The organism is Bradyrhizobium sp. CCBAU 051011 (assembly GCF_009930815.1).
Taxonomy (GTDB): Bacteria; Pseudomonadota; Alphaproteobacteria; order Rhizobiales; family Xanthobacteraceae; genus Bradyrhizobium.
Map to the genome: position 1 here is coordinate 3,021,005 of NZ_CP022222.1, position 19,253 is coordinate 3,040,257.

12 protein-coding genes are annotated in these 19,253 nt (G+C 62.2%); 8 read left to right on the forward strand and 4 right to left on the reverse strand.

Features of this window, described 5'->3' with window-relative positions; all coding sequences use genetic code 11:
* Positions 1 to 37 precede the first annotated feature (37 nt).
* On the reverse strand, positions 38 to 1,561 hold the full coding sequence (locus ACH79_RS14295; protein WP_161851596.1) for a permease: 1,524 nt from the start codon (positions 1,559 to 1,561) through the stop codon (positions 38 to 40).
* Positions 1,558 to 2,310: an ABC transporter ATP-binding protein gene (locus tag ACH79_RS14300; RefSeq protein ID WP_161851597.1), complete on the reverse strand. Its 753-nt coding sequence runs from the start codon at positions 2,308 to 2,310 to the stop codon at positions 1,558 to 1,560. Before ACH79_RS14300 ends, ACH79_RS14295 begins: the two co-directional genes overlap by 4 nt.
* A gap of 285 nt (positions 2,311 to 2,595) precedes the next feature.
* On the opposite strand from ACH79_RS14300, the gene ACH79_RS14305 reads away from it, so the two are divergent.
* From ACH79_RS14305 to ACH79_RS14335, 7 genes are all read left to right on the forward strand, one after another.
* Positions 2,596 to 3,471, forward strand: coding sequence for a branched-chain amino acid ABC transporter permease (locus ACH79_RS14305; protein ID WP_161851598.1), 876 nt, complete (start codon positions 2,596 to 2,598; stop codon positions 3,469 to 3,471).
* Complete coding sequence (locus tag ACH79_RS14310; protein ID WP_161851599.1) at positions 3,471 to 4,622, forward strand: branched-chain amino acid ABC transporter permease; 1,152 nt, start codon at positions 3,471 to 3,473, stop codon at positions 4,620 to 4,622. The genes ACH79_RS14305 and ACH79_RS14310 overlap by 1 nt, the downstream gene beginning before the upstream one ends.
* On the forward strand, positions 4,619 to 5,377 hold the full coding sequence (locus ACH79_RS14315; protein WP_161851600.1) for an ABC transporter ATP-binding protein: 759 nt from the start codon (positions 4,619 to 4,621) through the stop codon (positions 5,375 to 5,377). Before ACH79_RS14310 ends, ACH79_RS14315 begins: the two co-directional genes overlap by 4 nt.
* A 10-nt stretch (positions 5,378 to 5,387) precedes the next feature.
* Positions 5,388 to 6,167, forward strand: a complete 780-nt coding sequence (locus tag ACH79_RS14320) for an ABC transporter ATP-binding protein (RefSeq protein ID WP_161851601.1) — start codon at positions 5,388 to 5,390, stop codon at positions 6,165 to 6,167.
* Positions 6,168 to 6,287: 120 nt separating this feature from the next.
* Complete coding sequence (locus ACH79_RS14325; protein WP_161851602.1) at positions 6,288 to 8,126, forward strand: long-chain fatty acid--CoA ligase; 1,839 nt, start codon at positions 6,288 to 6,290, stop codon at positions 8,124 to 8,126.
* Between the two features lie 95 nt (positions 8,127 to 8,221).
* On the forward strand, positions 8,222 to 9,421 hold the full coding sequence (locus ACH79_RS14330) for an ABC transporter substrate-binding protein (RefSeq protein ID WP_161851603.1): 1,200 nt from the start codon (positions 8,222 to 8,224) through the stop codon (positions 9,419 to 9,421).
* Between the two features lie 247 nt (positions 9,422 to 9,668).
* A complete protein-coding gene (locus ACH79_RS14335) occupies positions 9,669 to 9,998 on the forward strand; it encodes a hypothetical protein (RefSeq protein WP_161851604.1) in 330 nt (109 codons plus the stop codon).
* 126 nt (positions 9,999 to 10,124) lie between these two features.
* On the opposite strand, the gene ACH79_RS14340 is transcribed toward ACH79_RS14335, so the two are convergent.
* Both ACH79_RS14340 and ACH79_RS14345 read right to left on the reverse strand, forming a co-directional pair.
* Positions 10,125 to 12,305, reverse strand: coding sequence for a PQQ-dependent dehydrogenase, methanol/ethanol family (locus ACH79_RS14340; RefSeq protein ID WP_161851605.1), 2,181 nt, complete (start codon positions 12,303 to 12,305; stop codon positions 10,125 to 10,127).
* Between the two features lie 235 nt (positions 12,306 to 12,540).
* Entirely contained in the window at positions 12,541 to 13,344 is an 804-nt protein-coding gene (locus ACH79_RS14345; RefSeq protein WP_161851606.1) for a transglutaminase-like cysteine peptidase, read from the reverse strand.
* A 608-nt stretch (positions 13,345 to 13,952) separates the two neighbouring features.
* On the opposite strand from ACH79_RS14345, the gene ACH79_RS14350 reads away from it, so the two are divergent.
* Positions 13,953 to 19,211: a VCBS domain-containing protein gene (locus tag ACH79_RS14350; RefSeq protein WP_161851607.1), complete on the forward strand. Its 5,259-nt coding sequence runs from the start codon at positions 13,953 to 13,955 to the stop codon at positions 19,209 to 19,211.
* Positions 19,212 to 19,253 lie beyond the last annotated feature (42 nt).

Consider the following 19,253-nt stretch of genomic DNA (forward strand, 5'->3'; position numbering starts at 1 on the left):
GCGAAAGCTTTTCTGTCATCAAATTGTCATCTGGATGTCATGTTCGCCGCGGACTGATCTTCCACGTCGCCACGAGAATTGCTGACGTCATCGCGCCACTGATCACGGCGGCGATCGGGATCGTGACGGCGAGCGCCGCGGTCGCAGCCCAGCCGATCGAGCAAAAAGCTTCCGCAAATGTCGCCAGCCGCGACGACGTCTGACGGCGGCGGAACTGGCTGCGTTTGGCCTGCACGCGAAACCAGAGCTGGATCGCGGCGGCGGAGACGGTCGCAACGATGACGCCGAACGCAGTGACGACCGCCTGCGTCATTGACGCAAACGCAAGCGCTGCAATCAGCGGTGCGAAGATGACGCCGATTGCGATCAGCACCACTTCGATCTTGGCGCGGATCACGCGCGAGGGCGGCAGCGGTGCGGTCGCGACCAGGTCGGCGGCGTCCTCGCCCGAGATTGTCAGCCAGGCGAGGCCGCCCGCGAGCTGGCCTGCCGCCATCACGATCACCGGCGTGATCAGCACGATTGCGGCCGAGCTTTCGGAAAAGCTTCGCCACAGCATCAGGGCCGGCGGCACCAGATACAACAATTGCATCAGGCTCTGCGAGAGCAGCCATGGGTCGCGCCGCAGCAGCAGGAACTCCTTCGTGCGTAGCGCCTGGTGGCGCGAGCCGCTGCGAAACGCTGTCGCGCGCGCGCCGCGACGGACAGACCGGGTGGTTGCGGCGACACGGACGACGGTATCGGCAAATCGCGGCGAGAAGGTCGCCATCACGGCGCCGAGCAGCAGGAGCCCGCCGGCCATCAGCCACGATAGCACCATGCCGTCGCCGATCGCCGCGCGCGCCGGCCACCACAAGGGACTCTCGAGACCGGGCGCATAGGCTGACACGGCATCGGAGGTCAGCACCGCAAAGCGGGACAACGTGCCGTAGGAAAGGATGGCTGCGACCTGGAGCGCGATGACGAAGCCGGCCCCGATGATGGCTGCCACGATCTGAGCGACGAGGCGGGTGCGGCTCGGCCCGATTAGCCTGAATAATAACGCCGTGATCGCGATCGCGACCGCTGCGGCTGAAAGGCCGATAGCGATGACGACGCCGAACGCCGAGAGCCAGCGCGCGCCGCCGCCGAGCACGAGAACGTCGACAAAGGGCGTCGACAGCAGTAGCGCCATGCCGATGACCGACAGAGCAATCGCCGCGATCCGTATCGAGAACACGTTGGCAAGGTTCACCGGCGACGACATGATGAGGTCGAGGTCGGCGCGGGCGTAAAACACCCGGGTCACCGATTCTATCGCCTGCGACAGCATCAAGGCCCAGGCGAGAAGGATGGTCGCGGAGATGACGATCAACTCGGGCTTGCCGAGCGGGGCTTGCAGATCGGCGAAGCGTCCGATCACGGCGTAGGCCGGCAGGTGCATGATGGCGGCAAACACGATCAGCGCGATGATGGCGCGCTTTCGTTTTCCGCGGCTGCCGGTCATCATCGCCAGCCATTCGCGCCAGGCCAGCCGGATTTCGTGCCGGGCAAACCAGGTAAGCGCCGCGGCCGAACTCATGCGGCTGCCGCTTCCGCATCGACGAGCGCGATGAACATGTCTTCGAGGCTGGTATCGCCGCGGCCGTTCTGCTGGCGCAACTCCGTGAGCGTGCCTTCGGCGACCAGCCGGCCTGCGGCGATGACGCCGATCCGGTCGGCCATCCGTTCGGCGACTTCGAGAATGTGCGTTGTCATGATCACGGTGCAGCCGGAACGGACGCGCTCCTGCAGCAATCCCTTGACGTGACGTGCCGAGAGCGCATCGAGACCGGTCAGCGGCTCGTCCAGGATGATCAGCCGGGGATCGTGAACCAGCGCCCCGGCCAGCGCCACCTTCTGGCGCATGCCCTTGGAAAATCCCTCGCAGCGCCCGTGCAGATGCGGCTCCAGTCCGAGCGACACCAGAAGCTGGTGTGCAGAGGTTTCGGAAACCGCTGGATCGACACCCCAGAGGCCGGCGACGAATTCCAGATATTCCAGCGGCGTCAGCTTATCGTAGATCATCGGCTCGTCGGAAACCCAGGCCATGATCTGCTTGGCGGCGACGGGATCGGCGAGCGCATCGATGCCCAGTATCGAGACGGAGCCGGCGTCGGGCTTGAGCAGGCCGGCGACCATGCGCAAGGTCGTGGTCTTGCCGGCCCCGTTGGGGCCGAGCAGGGCATAGAACTCGCCGGTGCGAATAGTGAGGTCGAGCGCATCGACCGCCGGACGGTCAAAACGCTTCGTTAACCCTCGCACCTCGAGCGCCGATACATCCGCTTTCATGATTTCAGCGCGATCCAGTTGTTCGTCGCGGACCATGAACCGAAGAACTTTCGGCGCGGTGAATCTGGTGGACCAAATCGCGCCAAACCCCGCAACTTCCCGGGCTGCGGCATTTCTCCGCAATTGTTAACGGCACAGCACGCAGCGCTTTGTTGACAGCGCTCAACGCTTTGGGCTCAATGCAGCGGGACATGTGCGGCTGCGTCGTGGAATACCACGCAGCGTCTAGACACAAGATGCGGAAGAGGCGATCGACAGAATCGCCCGGCATCGGGGAGGGAAATGATGCTGGACTTCGTTCAGCAGCTGGTGAGTGGCATCGCGCTCGGCTGCGTTTATGGCCTGATCGCGCTCGGTTTTGTGCTCATTTACAAGGCAACCGAGGTCGTCAATTTCGCCCAGGGCGATTTGATGATGCTGGGCGGATTCTTCGCCTTTACGTTCATCGGCATGCTCGGTCTTAACTACTGGCTTGGTTTCGCCGGTGCGGTGGCAGCCATGGCGCTGTTCGGCATGCTGGCTGAACGCGTGGTGGTGCGTCCGATCCTCGGCTATCCGCAGTTTTCTATCATCATGGCGACGATCGGGCTCGGATACTTCCTGCGATCCGTGGTCGGCATGATCTGGGGCACCGACGATTTCAAGATCGAGACGCCATTCAGCGATGGCGTGCTGCGAATCGGCTCGCTGGTGCTGGCATACGACAAGCTGTCGGTGATCGCCGCCACCATCATCCTTTGCGCGCTGTTGTATCTATTCTTCAACCGCACCACGCTCGGCACAGCGATGCGTGCCAGCTCGGAGAACATGCTCGCGGCCTACTACATGGGCATTCCGGTCAAGCGCGTGGTCTCGATCGTGTGGGCGATCGCTGCGGCGGTCGCGACCGCAGCCGGCGTGCTGCTGGCGCCCATTACCTTCATCCACTCCAATGTCGGCCTGGTGCTGGGCCTGAAAGCATTCCCCGCTGCCGTGCTGGGCGGCTTCGGCTCGATTCCCGGTGCCGTGGTCGGCGGCGTGCTGATCGGCGTGATCGAGAGCATGGCCGGCTTTTACCTGCCGCAGGGCTGGAAAGACGTCGCGCCCTACATCGTTCTTCTGGTGGTGCTGCTGCTCAAACCCGAAGGCCTGTTCGGTGTTCATACGCGGAAGAAGGTCTGATGCGATTCCTTTTCAAAACGGACTACGAAGACGACATCAAGCTGTTTCCGCACAGCGGCTACTACGTCTCCTACGGCATCCTGATTGCGTTTCTGCTGATCGCGCCGTTCGTGCTATCGAGCTACCTGGTCAGCCAGTTGGTCTTCGTCTGCATCTACGCCACCGTGGGGGTGGGGCTGATGATCCTCACCGGCTTCACCGGTCAGGCCTCGCTCGGCCACGCCGCCTTTCTGGCGATCGGCGCCTACACGGCGGCGTATCTGCAGCAATATAACGTTCCGTTTCCGGTCTATTTCCTGGCCGGCGGCCTGCTGACCGGCGTGGTCGGGGCGTTGGTCGGATTTCCGGCGCTGCGCCTGACCGGCATCTATCTCGTCATTGCGACGATCTCCTTTGCCTTCATCGTCGAGGAAGTGCTGGCCCGCTGGGAAAGCGTGACTCACGGCAACGAGGGCATGCGGGTCAAGACGCTGAGCCTGTTCGGGCAGGCGGTGCCGCAAAACGGCCCGACCTTTTACTATCTCTGTCTTGCCGTGCTGGTCCTCACCATCGTCGGCACGCTCAATCTCTTGCGCTCGCCGACGGGACGCGCCTTCGTCGCGATCCGCGACAGCGAGACCGCGGCGCGCAGCATGGGCGTCAACGTCTCGCTCTACAAGGTGAAGTCCTTTGCGATCAGCGCTGGTATCACGGGCCTCGCCGGCGTGCTGTTCGCGCACAAGCTCTCGTTCATCTCCCCGGAAATGTTCACGCTGCAGCTCTCGATCGAGTTCATCATCGTGATCCTGATCGGCGGCACGTTCAGCCTGCACGGCGCGGTGCTCGGCGCGATCTTCCTGGTCATGATCGATCCGTTTCTGACCTATTTGAAGGACGACATGCCCGGCATCATCGCAGGTATCGCGGCAACCTTCGGCGCCGACAGCGTGACGGCCACCAAAATTCACGCCAACGCCGCCGCCATTGCCTCGGCCAACGGCCTCAAGGGTGCGATTTACGGCGTGATCATCGTGCTGTTCGTGCTGTTCGAGCCGCTCGGCCTCTACGGCCGCTGGCTGAAGATCAAGCTCTTCTTCCAGCTCTTCCCGCTCTACAAGCGCGCCACCTTCAAACGCCAAAAGATCTACGTGAAATCGGAGCGGAACCGATGAGCTATTTCCGTGCAGAAAACCTGTCCCTGCATTTCGGCGGCCTCAAGGCGGTCGATTCCGTCAGCTTCGCGGTGGAGAAGGGCGAGATCCTCTCGATCATCGGCCCCAACGGCGCCGGCAAGAGTTCGATCTTTAACCTGATCTCGCGGATCTATCCGCCGACCTCGGGCAAGATCTTCTTTGAGGACCAGGACATCACCGAGCAGCCGGCCTATGAGATCGCAGGCCTCGGCATTGCGCGCACCTTCCAGAACATCGAATTGTTCGAGAATGCGACCATGCTGAGCAATCTCTTGGTCGGCCGTCACCGTCACTCGAGCACGCAGCTCTGGCAGGAGCTCTTGTTCCTGCCGAGCGTGCGCGCCGGCGAAAAGATGCACCGCCGCCGTGTCGAGCAGGTGATCGAATTTCTCGACCTCGAAGCCTATCGCGATAAGCTGATCTCGGGACTTCCTTACGGCGTCCGCAAGGTGATTGAGCTCGCGCGTGCGCTGTGTTCGGAGCCGAAACTGATCCTGCTGGACGAGCCGTCATCCGGGCTGAATGTCGAGGAGACCGACGACATGTCGTTCTGGATCCGCGACATGAAGACCGAGCTCGGCATCACCGTGCTGATGGTCGAACACGACATGACGCTGGTCAATCGCGTCTCCGACCGCGTGATTGCGCTCAACTACGGCCGCGTGCTCGCGATGGGCTCGCCGTCCGAGGTGCAGCGCCATCCCGACGTCGTCGCCGCCTATCTCGGCGCATGAGGATGATGCCATGAGCGCTTCCGACATCATCCTCAAGCTCAGCAATATCGAGAGCTATTACGGGCCGATCATGGCCATCCGAGGCATCAGCCTCGAGGTGCCGCGTGGCCGCATCGTGACCCTGCTCGGCGCCAACGGCGCCGGCAAGACCACCGTGCTCAAGACCATCTCCGGCATTCTCGATCCGCAGAAGGGCTCGATCGAATTCCTGGGCAAGCCGATTCAGCGCATGGAGGCCGACAAGATCGTGCGGCTCGGCTTGAGCCACGTGCCGGAAGGACGCGAGGTGTTTCCGTTCCTGTCGGTGCGCGAGAACCTGATGATGGGCGCCTATCCGCGCAAGGATCGCGAGGGCGTCGCGGAGGATCTGGAGCGCGTCTACGGCTACTTCCCGCGGCTGAAGGAGCGCATTAACCAGCCGGCGGGGCAGCTTTCCGGCGGCGAGCAGCAGATGCTGGCGATCGGCCGGGCGCTGATGAACCGGCCGACCCTGCTACTTTTGGATGAGCCATCGCTCGGCCTGTCGCCGATCCTGGTCAAGGAGATATTTACCATCATCAAGCGCGTCAACGAGGAGCAGGGCATGTCCATCCTCTTGGTCGAGCAGAACGCCAAGGTAGCGCTGGAGACAGCGCATTACGGCTACGTGCTGGAAATCGGCCGGGTCGTGATGAACGACACCTGCGAGCGGCTGATGAATTCAAAGGACATCCAGGAATTCTATCTCGGCGCCAAGGAAGAGGGTGCCCGCGGCGAACGGCGCTGGAAAAAGAAGAAGACCTGGCGTTAACCGTCGCAGTCAAAAGCATGGCGTTCAGAACGAGTTAGAGCTAGATTCAGGCCTGCTTCAAGAAAGCAAGACCGGTTGCCAGACCGGCACCTGAGGCAGGCGACAGAGGGAGGAAGACGCATGGCCAGACCGGCAGTGCTGACGGTCGCCGATACGATCGCGAAGAGTTTTCTGAAGTCCGTGGAAACCCGCGGCGACCGGCCGGCGATCCGCGAAAAGAAGTTCGGCATCTGGCAGCCGACCAGTTGGCGCGAGTGGCTGCAGATATCCAAGGACATCGCCTTCGGTCTGCATGCGTCAGGCTTCCGTCCCGGCGACGTCGCCTCGATCATCGCCAACGCAGTGCCGGAATGGGTCTTTGCCGACATGGGCATCCTGTGCGCCGGCGGCGTCTCTTCCGGAATCTATCCGACCGATTCGTCAGTGCAGGTCGAATATCTCATCAACGATTCCTCGACGAAAGTGATCTTCGCCGAGGACGAGGAGCAGCTCGACAAGATCCTGTCGTGCCGTTCGCGGTGTCCGACGCTGCAGAAGATTGTCGTGTTCGACATGGAAGGCCTGAGCGGCTTTACCGACCCGATGGTGCTGTCGCTGGCCGAGTTCATGGCGCTCGGGCGCAACCACGAGCAGGACAACGAGGCGCTGTGGAACGAGATGATCGGAAGCCGCTCAGCGTCCGATCTCGCCATCCTCGTCTACACCTCCGGCACCACGGGTCCACCCAAGGGCGCCATGCATTCCAATCGCAGCGTGACGCATCAAATGCGCCATGCCAACGATCTGTTTCCATCCACCGATAACGAAGAACGGCTGGTGTTCCTGCCGCTCTGCCATGTGGCGGAACGGATCGGCGGCTATTACATCTCGCTGGCGCTGGGATCGGTGATGAATTTCGCCGAAAGCCCCGAAACCGTTCCGGACAATCTGCGCGAGGTGCAGCCGACCGCCTTCCTCGCAGTGCCCAGGGTCTGGGAGAAGTTCTATTCCGGAATCACGATCGCGCTGAAGGACGCGACCAATTTCCAGAAATGGATGTACCGCAACGCGCTCGCCATCGGCAACCGCATGACCGAGTACAGGCTGCAGGGCGATGCGCCGCCATTGTCGCTGCGGCTCGCCAACAGCGCCGCCTACTATCTGGTATTCCGTAACATCCGCCGCATGCTCGGGCTCGACCGTTGCCGGCTGGCCTTTACCGGCGCGGCCCCGATCGCACCCGATCTGATCCGCTGGTATCTCGCGCTCGGCATCGATATGCGCGAGGTCTACGGCCAGACCGAAAATTGCGGTGTGGCCACCGTGATGCCGCCCGATCGCATCAAGCTCGGTTCGGTCGGCAAGGCCGCGCCATGGGGGGAGGTGGCGATTTCACCGCAGGGCGAAATCCTGATCAAGGGCGATTTCCTGTTCATGGGTTATCTGAACCAGCCGGAAAAGACCGCCGAGACCATCGACGCCAAGGGATGGCTGCATACCGGCGATGTCGGCTCGATCGACAATGAAGGCTTCGTCAGGATCACCGACCGGATGAAGGACATCATCATCACGTCGGGCGGCAAGAACATAACGCCGTCGGAAATCGAGAACCAGTTGAAGTTCTCGCCCTACGTCTCGGACGCCGTGGTGATCGGCGACAAGCGGCCGTATCTGACGTGCCTGATCATGATCGACCAGGAGAATGTCGAAAAATACGCCCAAGACCACGACATTCCCTTCACCAACTACGCCAGCCTGTGTCGCGCGCCCGAGATCCAGGATTTGATTCAGCGCGAGATCGAGGCGGTCAACGTCAACTTCGCGCGTGTCGAAACCATCAAGAAGTTCTACCTGATCGAGCGCCAGCTCACGCCTGAGGATGAGGAGCTGACGCCGACCATGAAGCTGAGGCGAAGTTTTGTGAACAAGCGCTATGCGGCCGAAATCAACGCCATGTATGGCGAGCGGGCGGTGGCGTAAGGAAAACGGAAGTTCGAAGCGAGCATTGAGTAAGCGGCGAAGGACAACAAGGCCCTACCCTTCGCTCAACACGGGCCAACAAGGAGGATATTGCAATGTCGAAATCGTTTAGGGCGTTGGGCCTTGCGGTAAGCGCCCTTGCGCTGACCCAACTGCCGGCGGCAGCCCAGACCAAGGTTACCGATCAAGGCATCTCGGCCAGCGAGATTGTCGTCGGTACCCATCAGGATCTGTCCGGCCCGATCAAGGTCTGGGGCGTTCCGGTCTCCAACGGCTTGAAGATGGCGGCCGAGGAAATCAATGCCGCCGGCGGTATCCACGGCCGCAAGATCAAACTGATCATCGAGGATAGCGGCTACGATCCGAAGCGCGCCGTGCTGGCTTCGCAGAAGATGGTCGAGCGCGACAAGGTCTTCGCCATGGTCGGCCCGATGGGTTCACCCACCGTGCTCGCATCGCAGGACATCCTGTTCGATGCCGGCGTGCTGCAGCTATTCCCGCTGACGGCTGCCGAATTCACCTTCAAGTTCGATCCGGCGAAGCCGCAGGAGCGGCTGAAGTTCAACAATTTGCTGCCCTATGTCGAGAGCACGCGCGCGGCGGTCAAGTACATGATCGAGGGGAAGAACTTCAAGAAGCCCTGCATCCTGTATCAGGACGACGAGTACGGAAAGAACGTGCTTGACGGCTTCACGCAGCAGGTCAAGGCGATGAAGCTGGAGCCGGCCTCGGTCACCAGCTACAAGCGCGGCGCTTCCGACTTCAGCGCGCAGGTCGCCAAGATGAAGTCCGACGGCTGCGATATGGTCGTGCTCGGTACGGTGATCCGCGAAACCATCGGCGCGATGGGCGAAGCCAAGAAGCTCGGCTGGGACGTCACCTTCCTCGGCGCCACACCGACCAACGTGCTGGAAGTTCCGGCGCTCGGCAAGGAGGCGGTCGAAGGCCTCTATGCAGCCTCGGGCTTCGAAATTCCGTACGAGGACACGGCAAAGGGCAAGGTCAAGGACTGGCTCGCCAACTACAAGAAGATGTTCGGCTCGGACGCCAATACGCAGGCGATCATCGGCTACAACGCCATGATGACCTTTGCGTTCTACGCCGAGAAGGCAGGAAAGGACCTGACCGGCCAGAAGATGATGAACGCGCTGGAGTCAGGCGAGCAGTTCCGCGACATCTTCAACTCGCCGCCGACCAAATTCTCCAAGACCGACCATCTTGCCAACACCATCACCCAGGTCCAGCAGATCAAGAATGGCCGCTGGGTGCTGGTCAAGGAAGGCCTGATGTTCTGAGGGAGCGGCTAGCTCCCAACGGTAAAAGCTAACGACATAGGGGCTGCGCGAGACGATCGCGCAGCCCTTCCTTTTTGCCGATGAAGCGTGGCGCGCTACACTCGCTATTGCGCTCTGCAGTTCTGCTCGCGCTGAAATCCGAATTCGAGGGAAGGGCGGTTTGATGAGCCGGAACACTGATGTCTGTGACAGGATCCGGCGCAAGCGCCAGTCAGGGCATACGAGGTGCGACGTTATTGAGGGCAGGGTGACCGTGGCGGATGCCGCGCGTGCCTTCGGGCTGGCCGATGACGACACAATCTACCGAACCATCGGAGGCATGGAGGCACAAAGAATCGCGACCCGTGTTCTCTCTGTTAACCTGGCTTACGGTTCGACGATCATGAGTATCCCGGATGCTGCCGATCTCTGGCGGCAGTTCGTGGCGCTATTCGATGGACAAAACGTCGAATTCTTCACAAATGCCGCAGCCATTCCCGACTCTTGGGCACCCGCTACCGCGGCCACGTTCGACATGGGCGTTCTTGTCATTGGAGCAACCAAGGTCGGCTGCCTCTGGGTAGAAGACGAGGACTGAGCGAGCGGATCGGCATCGCTTTACGCGCTCACGTCCGAACGACAAAGGGCTGCGCAATCGTCTCGCGCAGCCCTTCTGCTTCCATTTGCTCCAGGTTCGCGCTGGCGCGCGCCCGGGTTGACTACGTCACTTCGGCCTGATCGAGTCCGCCGTGCCCTGGATGAAGGCCTGCAGTTTCGGGATATCCTCTTCCTTCAGCTTGCCGGTGAAGTCGGGCATGCCGCGGTCGCGGAATGGGCCCTTGAACACGATGTCCTTCAGGTTGGTGATGGTTTCCGGGGCGACATAGCCGAGGTTCCGGATGTTGCCGCCGTTGTCGACGCCGGGCACGCTGTGGCAGGCAGCGCAGGCGGCGACGTAGATGGCGGTGCCTTCAGGGATATCCTTCGGGTCATACTTCACCCCCTTCAACAGGCCTTCGGTCTGGTACTTCGTGAAGGCGGGCAGCGGCGTCTTGCCGCCGAGCGCAAAGGTGTAGACCGTGCCGGGGCTACTCAACTCGGTGACCCGGATCCACTGGCCGATCACGCCGCCCCAACCGACCGCGATCGACACATACTGCTGGTCGTCGATCATGTAGGTCGAAGCCGCCGCGACCACGCCGGTGCCGGTCGGGCTTTCCCAGAGTTTCTCGCCCGTCGTGGCATTGTAGGCGACGAAACGACCGTCGGCGGTGCCCTGGAATACGAGGTTGCCCGCGGTGGTGAGTGTGCCGCCATTCCACGGCGCCACGTGCTCGACGCGCCAGGCTTCCTTCTGCTTGACGGGATCCCAAGCCAGAAGACGCCCAAATGCCGGGTTTTTCGGTGGCGTGGCATTCAGAAGGAAGCCGACATTCCAACCCGTCGCGCTGGCGAACTTGCCGGGCTCAACGGCATTGTGCTTGAAGGCCTTTTCCGGCGTCAGGTTGGTGGGCACGCCTTGTGCTGGAATATAGGCAAGACCGGTCTGCGGATTGAATGACATCGGATGCCAGTTGTGGGCGCCGGCCGGGCCAGGAATGCTGTCATAGGCATCGTCGCTGCGCGCCTCCTTTATCTCGATCGGCCGGCCGTTGGCGTCGTAGCCGGTGGCCCAGTTCACATCGACGAAGTTCTTCGCCGAGATGAACTTGCCGTTGGTGCGGTCGATGACGAAGAAGAAGCCGTTCTTCGGCGCGTGGAGAATCACCTTGCGCGGCGCGCCGTCGATGTTGATGTCGGCCAGGATCATCGGCTGGGTCGCGGTGTAGTCCCAGTGATCGCCGGGTGTTTCCTGGTAGTGCCAGGCATATTTTCCGGTGTCTGCATTCAGCGCAACGATCGACGACAGATAGAGATTGTCGCCGCCGGCGGGACTGCGGATCTTCTGATTCCAGGGCGCGCCATTGCCGGTGCCGATATAGACGAGGTTCAGGTCGGGATCGAAGGTGATGGTGTCCCAGGCCGTGCCACCGCCGCCGTTGATCCAGTATTTGCCGGCGGGATCCCAGGTCTTGGCTGCGGCCGCCATCGATTCGTCCTCGAATGGCTTGGATGGATCGCCAGGCACGGTGAACCAGCGCCACGCCTGATTGCCGGTCTCGGCGTCATAGGCGGTGACATAGCCGCGCACGCCGAATTCGGCGCCGCCATTGCCAATCACCACCTTACCGTTGAACACACGTGGCGCGCCGGTGATGGTGTAGGAATGCTCCTTGCTGACAATGGTATCTTTTTCCCAGACCACCTTGCCTGTGGCAGCATCGAGCGCGAACAGCCGGCCGTCATAGGCGCCGAAATAAACCTTGCCTTTCCAGAGCGCGACACCCCGGTTGACCACGTCGCAGCAGCCTCGATAGCCCTTCTCGCGGTCGACCTTGGGATCGAAGGTCCAGATCCGTTTGCCGGTCCGGGCATCGATGGCGTGCACCACGCTCCATGACGCGGTCTGATACATGATGCCGTCGACCACGACGGGCGTTGCCTCGACGCCGCGGGAGGATTCGAGCGGATAGCTCCATACCAGTCCGAGCTGCTTCACGTTGTCGGCGTTGATCTTGTTGAGCTTGGAAAAGCGCGTCTCGGCATAGTCGAGGCCGATGGTCGGCCAGTCGTTCGAGGTCGCGGTGTTGGCCTTGATCGAGGCGCCGTCGACCGCCGAGGTGACGGCCTTGATGTGCTCGGGCGATCCCTTGGCGGGGCTCTGCGCAAGGGCGGCGCTGCAGGATAGCGTCAGGCCGAGAGAGATGGCGATCGCGGCCTGCGCCAGGCGCGGCGGTCGACGGGAAATAGCGGCAATTTCAGGAAGCAGACGGCAAGCGGAATCAACACGCGGCGAACGTATCATTTCATTCCCTCCCAATGATCTCTAGCGGATCTGGCGGAATGCTATGCCGGTGAGAAGGATCGCGTCAATCAAGCCGGGGCGCGAAATCAAAAAGAGAAAACTTGTCTCGTCATGTTTTCACCAAGCGAGCGCACGCTGGCATACAGGCTGCAGCGCACCATCTGCTAGAAACAAGGAAGATCAGGCAAGGAAAGCAGATCGTTGTCAGCCGTCGCCGCGCAACAATTGCGCGCCGTCATTCAGCCGGCGCATTCGTGTGATCGGTCCATGAGCCGGCCAGAGCGCTCACGACGAGTGGCGCCGCAGGGGTGCTGCCCGAGGCGCCGGCGAGCAGGGGAGCATCGGCATATCGCATCACGCCGTGCTGGCCGATCACGAATGTCGGCCGGAAGTTTCTGACATCGGCGTCCTCGACCATCGCCATGCGGCGGTTATCGAGCATCAGCCAGCGCCCATCCAGCCGCGCGGCAGCCACCGCGTGATCCTCGCCGCGGATGGTATCGCGCAGTACCACGATCCTGAGATCGTCGGACGCAAGCCCGGCGCGGCGCAAGGCCACGAATTTCGCAATCGCATAATCCTCGCAGTCGCCTTCACCGCGGGTGAGCGTTGCGAGCGGCGGCGTCCAGACGTCGATCCGGCCGTGCTGGGCGAGATCGCTCGCCGGCCGGATGGCGAGATTGAGGGCGCGGTTGATTTCGCCGAGCCGGGCGCGGCCTTCGCGCAAGCGCGCGGCGTCGACGATGTCGAGGAAAGTCAGCGCGGCCGGAGAGGCGCAGCCGTCACGGTCGCCTTCGCAAAGCGCAAGCTGCACCATTTCGTCGTCGAGCCGGTGCTGAACGCCGAGCCATTTGTCGCGTAGGCCACCACCGGAAAGGGAAGATGCCGCAAGCCCGAACGGCTCGGCCGATCGTTGCACCAATTCTGCCGGCGCTGAAGGCGCCGGTATCTCGGCCCGCAGGCCGCTTGGCGCGAGAAAGGCCAGGCCGCACGCAACGATGCCCGCGCGCCAGACGCGCGCATAGACTGACAACCCCATCTGACGCCCCTTGTCCGGGCATCGGCGGGCTTGTTCTGCCTGCGCGTGACCGGATCATTTTGTGCGGGAGACAGGATGGCGGGGCGGGCTTTTGATCCGCTTAAGAGCGGGAAAGGGGCAGCCGTGAAGTGCGAAATAGCATGAACGTTGTATTGCTCGGGACGGTGCAATTTTTACGATTACTAGGGGCTCGCGGGTCATCGCATTAACCCTTTCGGCCCTGTTTGGCCGTGCGGTGCCGGATGCCGCGAAGGGGAAATGCCGGTCGAGATCCGTGCCCGACGAACCGGCGAAGTGATTCGCTGTCGGGCGCCCACAGCCTTGCTCGGGAAATGACATCAGGTGCGGTGCGGGAATAAGCCATTTAGACTGCTTATCTTTATGTCTTGGGCAGGCCGTGCCCATTTTTCAATCGGACCGAGGCAGATTCGGCCTTTTCTTCGCCACACTGTCGCCCGACACTTTTTGCGGACCTTTTCGGTCCTGTTGCAGACTTACCCCATATAGAGGGTGTTCTCTGCTGGCCTGCTTTTGTGTTCCTTACCTGCGTGGTATGAAAACCCCGCAGGGAAATTTCATACTTCTTAACTATTTAGATCGGTGACCCATTGAACTACGCCGGCAAATTCGGATCGGGCGATCTCGGCCCTTTTTCCGGCGCGGATATTGGCCTTGGGGCATCGCTGTCACCGCACGGCCACTTTTCATCTTCCGGCAAGGTCCAGGTCGACAAAGTTTCGACACATGCGCCGTCGGACGCCATCATCATTTCTGATGCTCATCTGCTCTTCAGCGGCGACTTCAAACGGTCGGGCGTCGACCTGATCCTCTCAAGCGGCGACCGCGAGCTGGTGCTGCCCGATTACTTCAAGGGCGAGAAGCGCGCCGCGCTCGCATCGCCCGACGGCGCCCACCTGACCGGCGACATCGTCAACGCCCTGGCCGGGCACACCCAGTTCGCGCAGGCCGACGGCAGCGCCAGCGTTGCGCCGCAAATGATCGGCCATGTGACGAAGCTCGTCGGCAATGCGACCGCGATCCGCAACGGCGTGTCGATCATCCTGAACCAGGGCGATACGGTTCACAAAGGCGACGTCGTCCAGTCCGGCTCCGATTCCACGCTCGGCATCACCTTCATCGACGGCACCGTGTTCGGCCTCGCTTCGAACGCCAGGATGGTGCTGAACGAAATGGTCTACGACCCCAACGGGTCGGACAACAAATCGCTGCTCAGCCTGGTGCAGGGCACGATCTCGTTCGTCGCCGGCGCCACCGCCAAGAAAGGCGACATGAAGGTCGACACGCCGGTCGCGACCATGGGCATCCGCGGCACCGCGGTGCTGGTCGAGATCGACTTCGAGGTGCCCGGGTCGGGCGTCGCGCCGCCGGCGAAATTCCAGGTGCTGGTCGAGCCCGACGGCACCACCGGTTCGTACATCCTGTTCGACAAGACCACGCTGACGCCGATTGCGACCGTCAACCGGGCCGGCACGCAGACGATCATCAATGGTCAGGGCGGTGTCAGCTTCCAATCGTCGGTACAGCTATCGCCCGACGCGCAGAAGATCATCAGCGACGTGTTCTCGCTGAAGTTCACCGACCTGAACAACCCGAACACCAAGCTCACCACCAATTTTACCGACTCGATCATTCCGGAAACGCTGCTCCTCAAGCTCGCGAGCAACAGCACCGTTCCAGTCACGTTGCAGTTCATCAACGTTCCCGAGAGAATTGTGGCCGAGCGGGATCCGGCGCCGGTCGAGAAGCCCCCGCGCATTGCTGGCCCGCCGCTGGCGGCAGCGTTTGGCGGCGAGATGACGGAGCTGGCCGATGTCACCGGCAATGCCTCCATCAATACGACGTCCGGCGTGGTAAACTACGCCGATATCAACCCCGACGACAGGCCGAGCGTCAGCACGCAGTTTTCCTCATTCACCTATCAGAACGCGCAAGGCGTCGATGTAAGCGCCACGCTGACCGCGCAGCAACTCGCGGCGATCCAGGCTGTCAAGGTTCCGCTGGTCGTGACGCAGGACCCAAACGGCAAGAACTACGGCACGGCGACCTGGACTTACAACGTCGCAGACGGCGCTTTCGACTTTCTCGCCGCTGGCGAGACGCTTAAGCTGACCTACCTGGCACGCGTAGACACCAACTACGCGCCCGCCAACGAGACGACGTTCGTGCCGTTCACGATCGTCGTCACCGGCACCAACGACAAGCCGACGATCTCCGCGACCGGCGGCGAGATCACGGAGCGGATCGGCACCGGCAACACCACGATCGATGTCGTATCCGGCACCGTCACCTTCGGCGACGTCGACCTGACCGACCGTCCCGTCGTCAGCGTGGAAATCTCCACGACCGATCCGTTCCGCTATTACGACGCGGAGGGCAACGACGTCACGGCGACGCTGACGCCGGAGCAGTTGGCGGCGATCCAGGCCGTCGAGGTGCCGCTCAGCGTGGTGCAGGGGGGCGGAAACACCAACAACGGCTCGGCGAGCTGGACCTACAGCATCGAGGACAGCAAGTTCGACTTCCTCGCCAAGGGCGAGACGCTGGTGCTCAACTATGTCGCCAAAGTCGATGACGGCCATGGCGGCGTCATCACCACGTCGATCACGGTTTCCATCGACGGCGCGGACGTTGCCGTCTCCGGTACCAACGACCTTCCGACCATCGAGGTGACGTGCGCTGCGTTCCCCGAGCTGTCGAATCCCGGCCAACCGAATCCGACCGGGTCAACGGTGCTTCATACCGTATCGGGCACCATCGGCTTCACCGACGTCGACTTGACCGACCGCCCGGTGGCTAGCGCGCAGTTCACGTCTTTCTCCTATGCGAATGCGGCGCACATCGACATCACCCCGTCGCTCACCGCAGCCCAACTCGCTGCGATCGCGAACGTGGATGTACCGCTGATGGTGGTGCAGGCGAGCGGCAATGCCAACAACGGTTCGGCAAGCTGGAGTTACAGCGTTGCCGACGGGGCGTTCGACTTCCTCGCCGATGGCGAAATCCTTAACCTGACCTACACTGCAACCGTCGATGACGGGCATGGCGGCGTGGTGAGCAAGCCGTTTACCGTCACGGTCACCGGCAGCAACGACACGGCCGAGATCACCAGCGATCCGCAGGCCGCGACGATTGCGGAAAAGGCCGACACCCACAATTCGACGACGCCGGATACTGCCAGCGGCGCGATCACGTTCACCGATACCGATCTGACCGATACGCATGCGGTCACGATCACCGGCGTCGGCGCCTCCGGCGTCATGACCGGCCTCGCCAACGGTACGGTTCAGCTAAGCTGGCTGTCGCTGGGGGCGCTCGCCGATTCCACGGATGGCGTGCAGGGCTCGAAAACCTGGTCGTTCTCGGCGCCGGATCATTATTTCGACTATCTCGCCGACGGCGAGGCGGTCACGCTGACCTACACGGTGCAGGTCGATGACCATCATGGCGGCGTCGCGTGGCAGGATGTCGTCGTTACCATCAACGGCAGTAACGACGCACCCGAAATCGCTGGTATCGCGCAGCAGGGCCTCACCGAGCCGACCGGCACCGCGGCGCTGACGACGACGATCCCGGTTACCTTCACCGACCTCGACCTGTCGGATGTCGGCCACACCGCAACCATCACCGACGCGGTGGCGACCGGCACGACGTCAGGTCTTGCGCTCGACGAGACGGCGCTGATTGCGCTGGTGACGCCGGGCGTGGTGACCAAGGCTGCGGGCTCCTCGGCCGGCTCGGTCGGCCTGTCGTTCTCAGCCGCCTCGACGGCGTTCGATTATCTGGCGAAGGACGAAGTCCTGACGCTGACCTACACGGTTGCGATCGACGACGGCGAGGGCGGGACCACGAAGACCTTTGTCGTCACCGTCACCGGCACTGACGACGCGCCGGTGATTGCCAATATCGCGCAAAAGGATTTGACCGAGCCGACCGATACGTCGGCGTTGACAGCGACGATTCCGGTGACATTCTCCGACGTCGATCTCAGCGATATCGGTCACACCGCCGCAATCACGAGCGTGATGACATCAGGCAAGACCGCGGGTCTTGCGCTCGACAATGCGGCGCTGATCGCCCTGGTCGAGCCGGGCACGGTGACCAAGGACGCCGGTTTGTCGTCCGGCTCGGTCAATCTGTCGTTCTCGGCAGCCTCGACCGCGTTCAATTACCTGGCCGCCGGCGAGCAACTGACGCTGACCTACACGGTTTCGATCGACGACGGCGACGGCGGCGTGACGCCGAAGACCTTTGTTGTCACCATCACCGGCACCAACGACGCGCCGGTGATTGCCGATATCGCGCAAAATCACCTGACCGAGCAGACCGGGAGTTCGCCGCTGACGGCGACGATCCCCGTGACCTTCACCGATGTCGACCTGGCCGACACCGACCACACCGCCGATATCACCGGCGTGGTTGCGTCCGGCACCACCACCGGATTAGCGCTCGACAATGCGGCGCTCATCGCTCTGGTCGAGCCCGGCGCGGTGACCAAGAACTCCGGCTCGTCGTCCGGCTCGGTCAATCTGTCGTTCTCGGCGGCCTCGACCGCGTTCAATTACCTCGCCGCCGGCGAGCAGCTGACGCTCACGTACACGGTCGCGATCGACGATGGCGACGGCGGAACCGCGTCCAAGGCTTTCACGATCACCGTCACCGGCACCAACGACGCTCCGGTATTCACCGGCACCGATCTCGCGCCGACCTATCAGGCGGGGGACGCGGCGGTCGCTCTGGCTGGCAGTGTCTCGGCCAGCGATGTCGACAGCAGCAATTACGCCGGCGGATCGTTCACCGCGGCCGTGACGGATGGCGGACACCAGGGCGACACACTCACCATCGCGAACGGCGACCTCATTTCGGTCAGCGGTACCGATATCCTGTACGACGCCGACGGGGCAGCCGGCCCCGCCCACGCCCAGGTTGTCGGAACGATTTCGGATTATGATACCAACAGCCTGCAGGTGACGCTGAACGGCAACGCCAGCGATGCGGCCGTCGCCGCGCTGGCGCAGGCGATCGAATTCTCGAACGCTACGCCCGACCCTGTCGCCGGCGAGCGCACCGTGACCTTCACGCTCCAGGATAGTGGCGGCACCGCCAATGGCGGACAGGATTCGGCTTATTTCACCGCGAAGGTCGAAGTCGAGGCCGCTGCCAATCAGGCCCCGGTCCTGAGCGCCGAAAGCGTCAGCGTTGTGGAGAACGGAGACGACGCAGTTACCACCACCGTTTTTGACATCAAGTTGTCTGATGACGACCAGGCTTCCGACGTGACGATCACGGCGAGCGCTTTGCACGGCACGCTTTCCTCGGTGGAGGCCGGCAACGTTTCGGAAATCAATGCCCAGTTTGCCGACGGCATCATTTACACACCGACGGACTACAACGGCGATACTGAGCTGAACGACATCGTCACGGTGACCGCAACGGACGCCAATGGCCACAGCGACACCCTGAACTTCGTGTTCCAGCAATCCGGATGGAATGGCGCCACGCTCGAAGGAACGGACGAAAAGGACGTCATCTTCGCAACTGAGGGCAACGACACGCTGACCGGCTACGCCAAGGCCGATCAGTTTGTATTTGCGCCGGAAGACCAATACGACCCGAGCGCCGATGAGATCACCGACTTCAAGCCGGGCGAAGATCATATCGATCTACGCGCGTTCTCCGAGGTGGATTCGTCCAGTATCGAGACGTGGCTCGGTGCCCATGCGACGGCGAGTCCGACAGATGACGCGGACACGCTGATCACGCTCGAGCACGGCGAAACCATCACCCTCAAGGGGGTCGCGGTCGCCAGCCTGCATGCGAGCGACTTCATCGTCTCGCCGCATCACTAGTATGGCCTTTCGCCATTCGCGCTAGACCCTATGCCGGTGCCA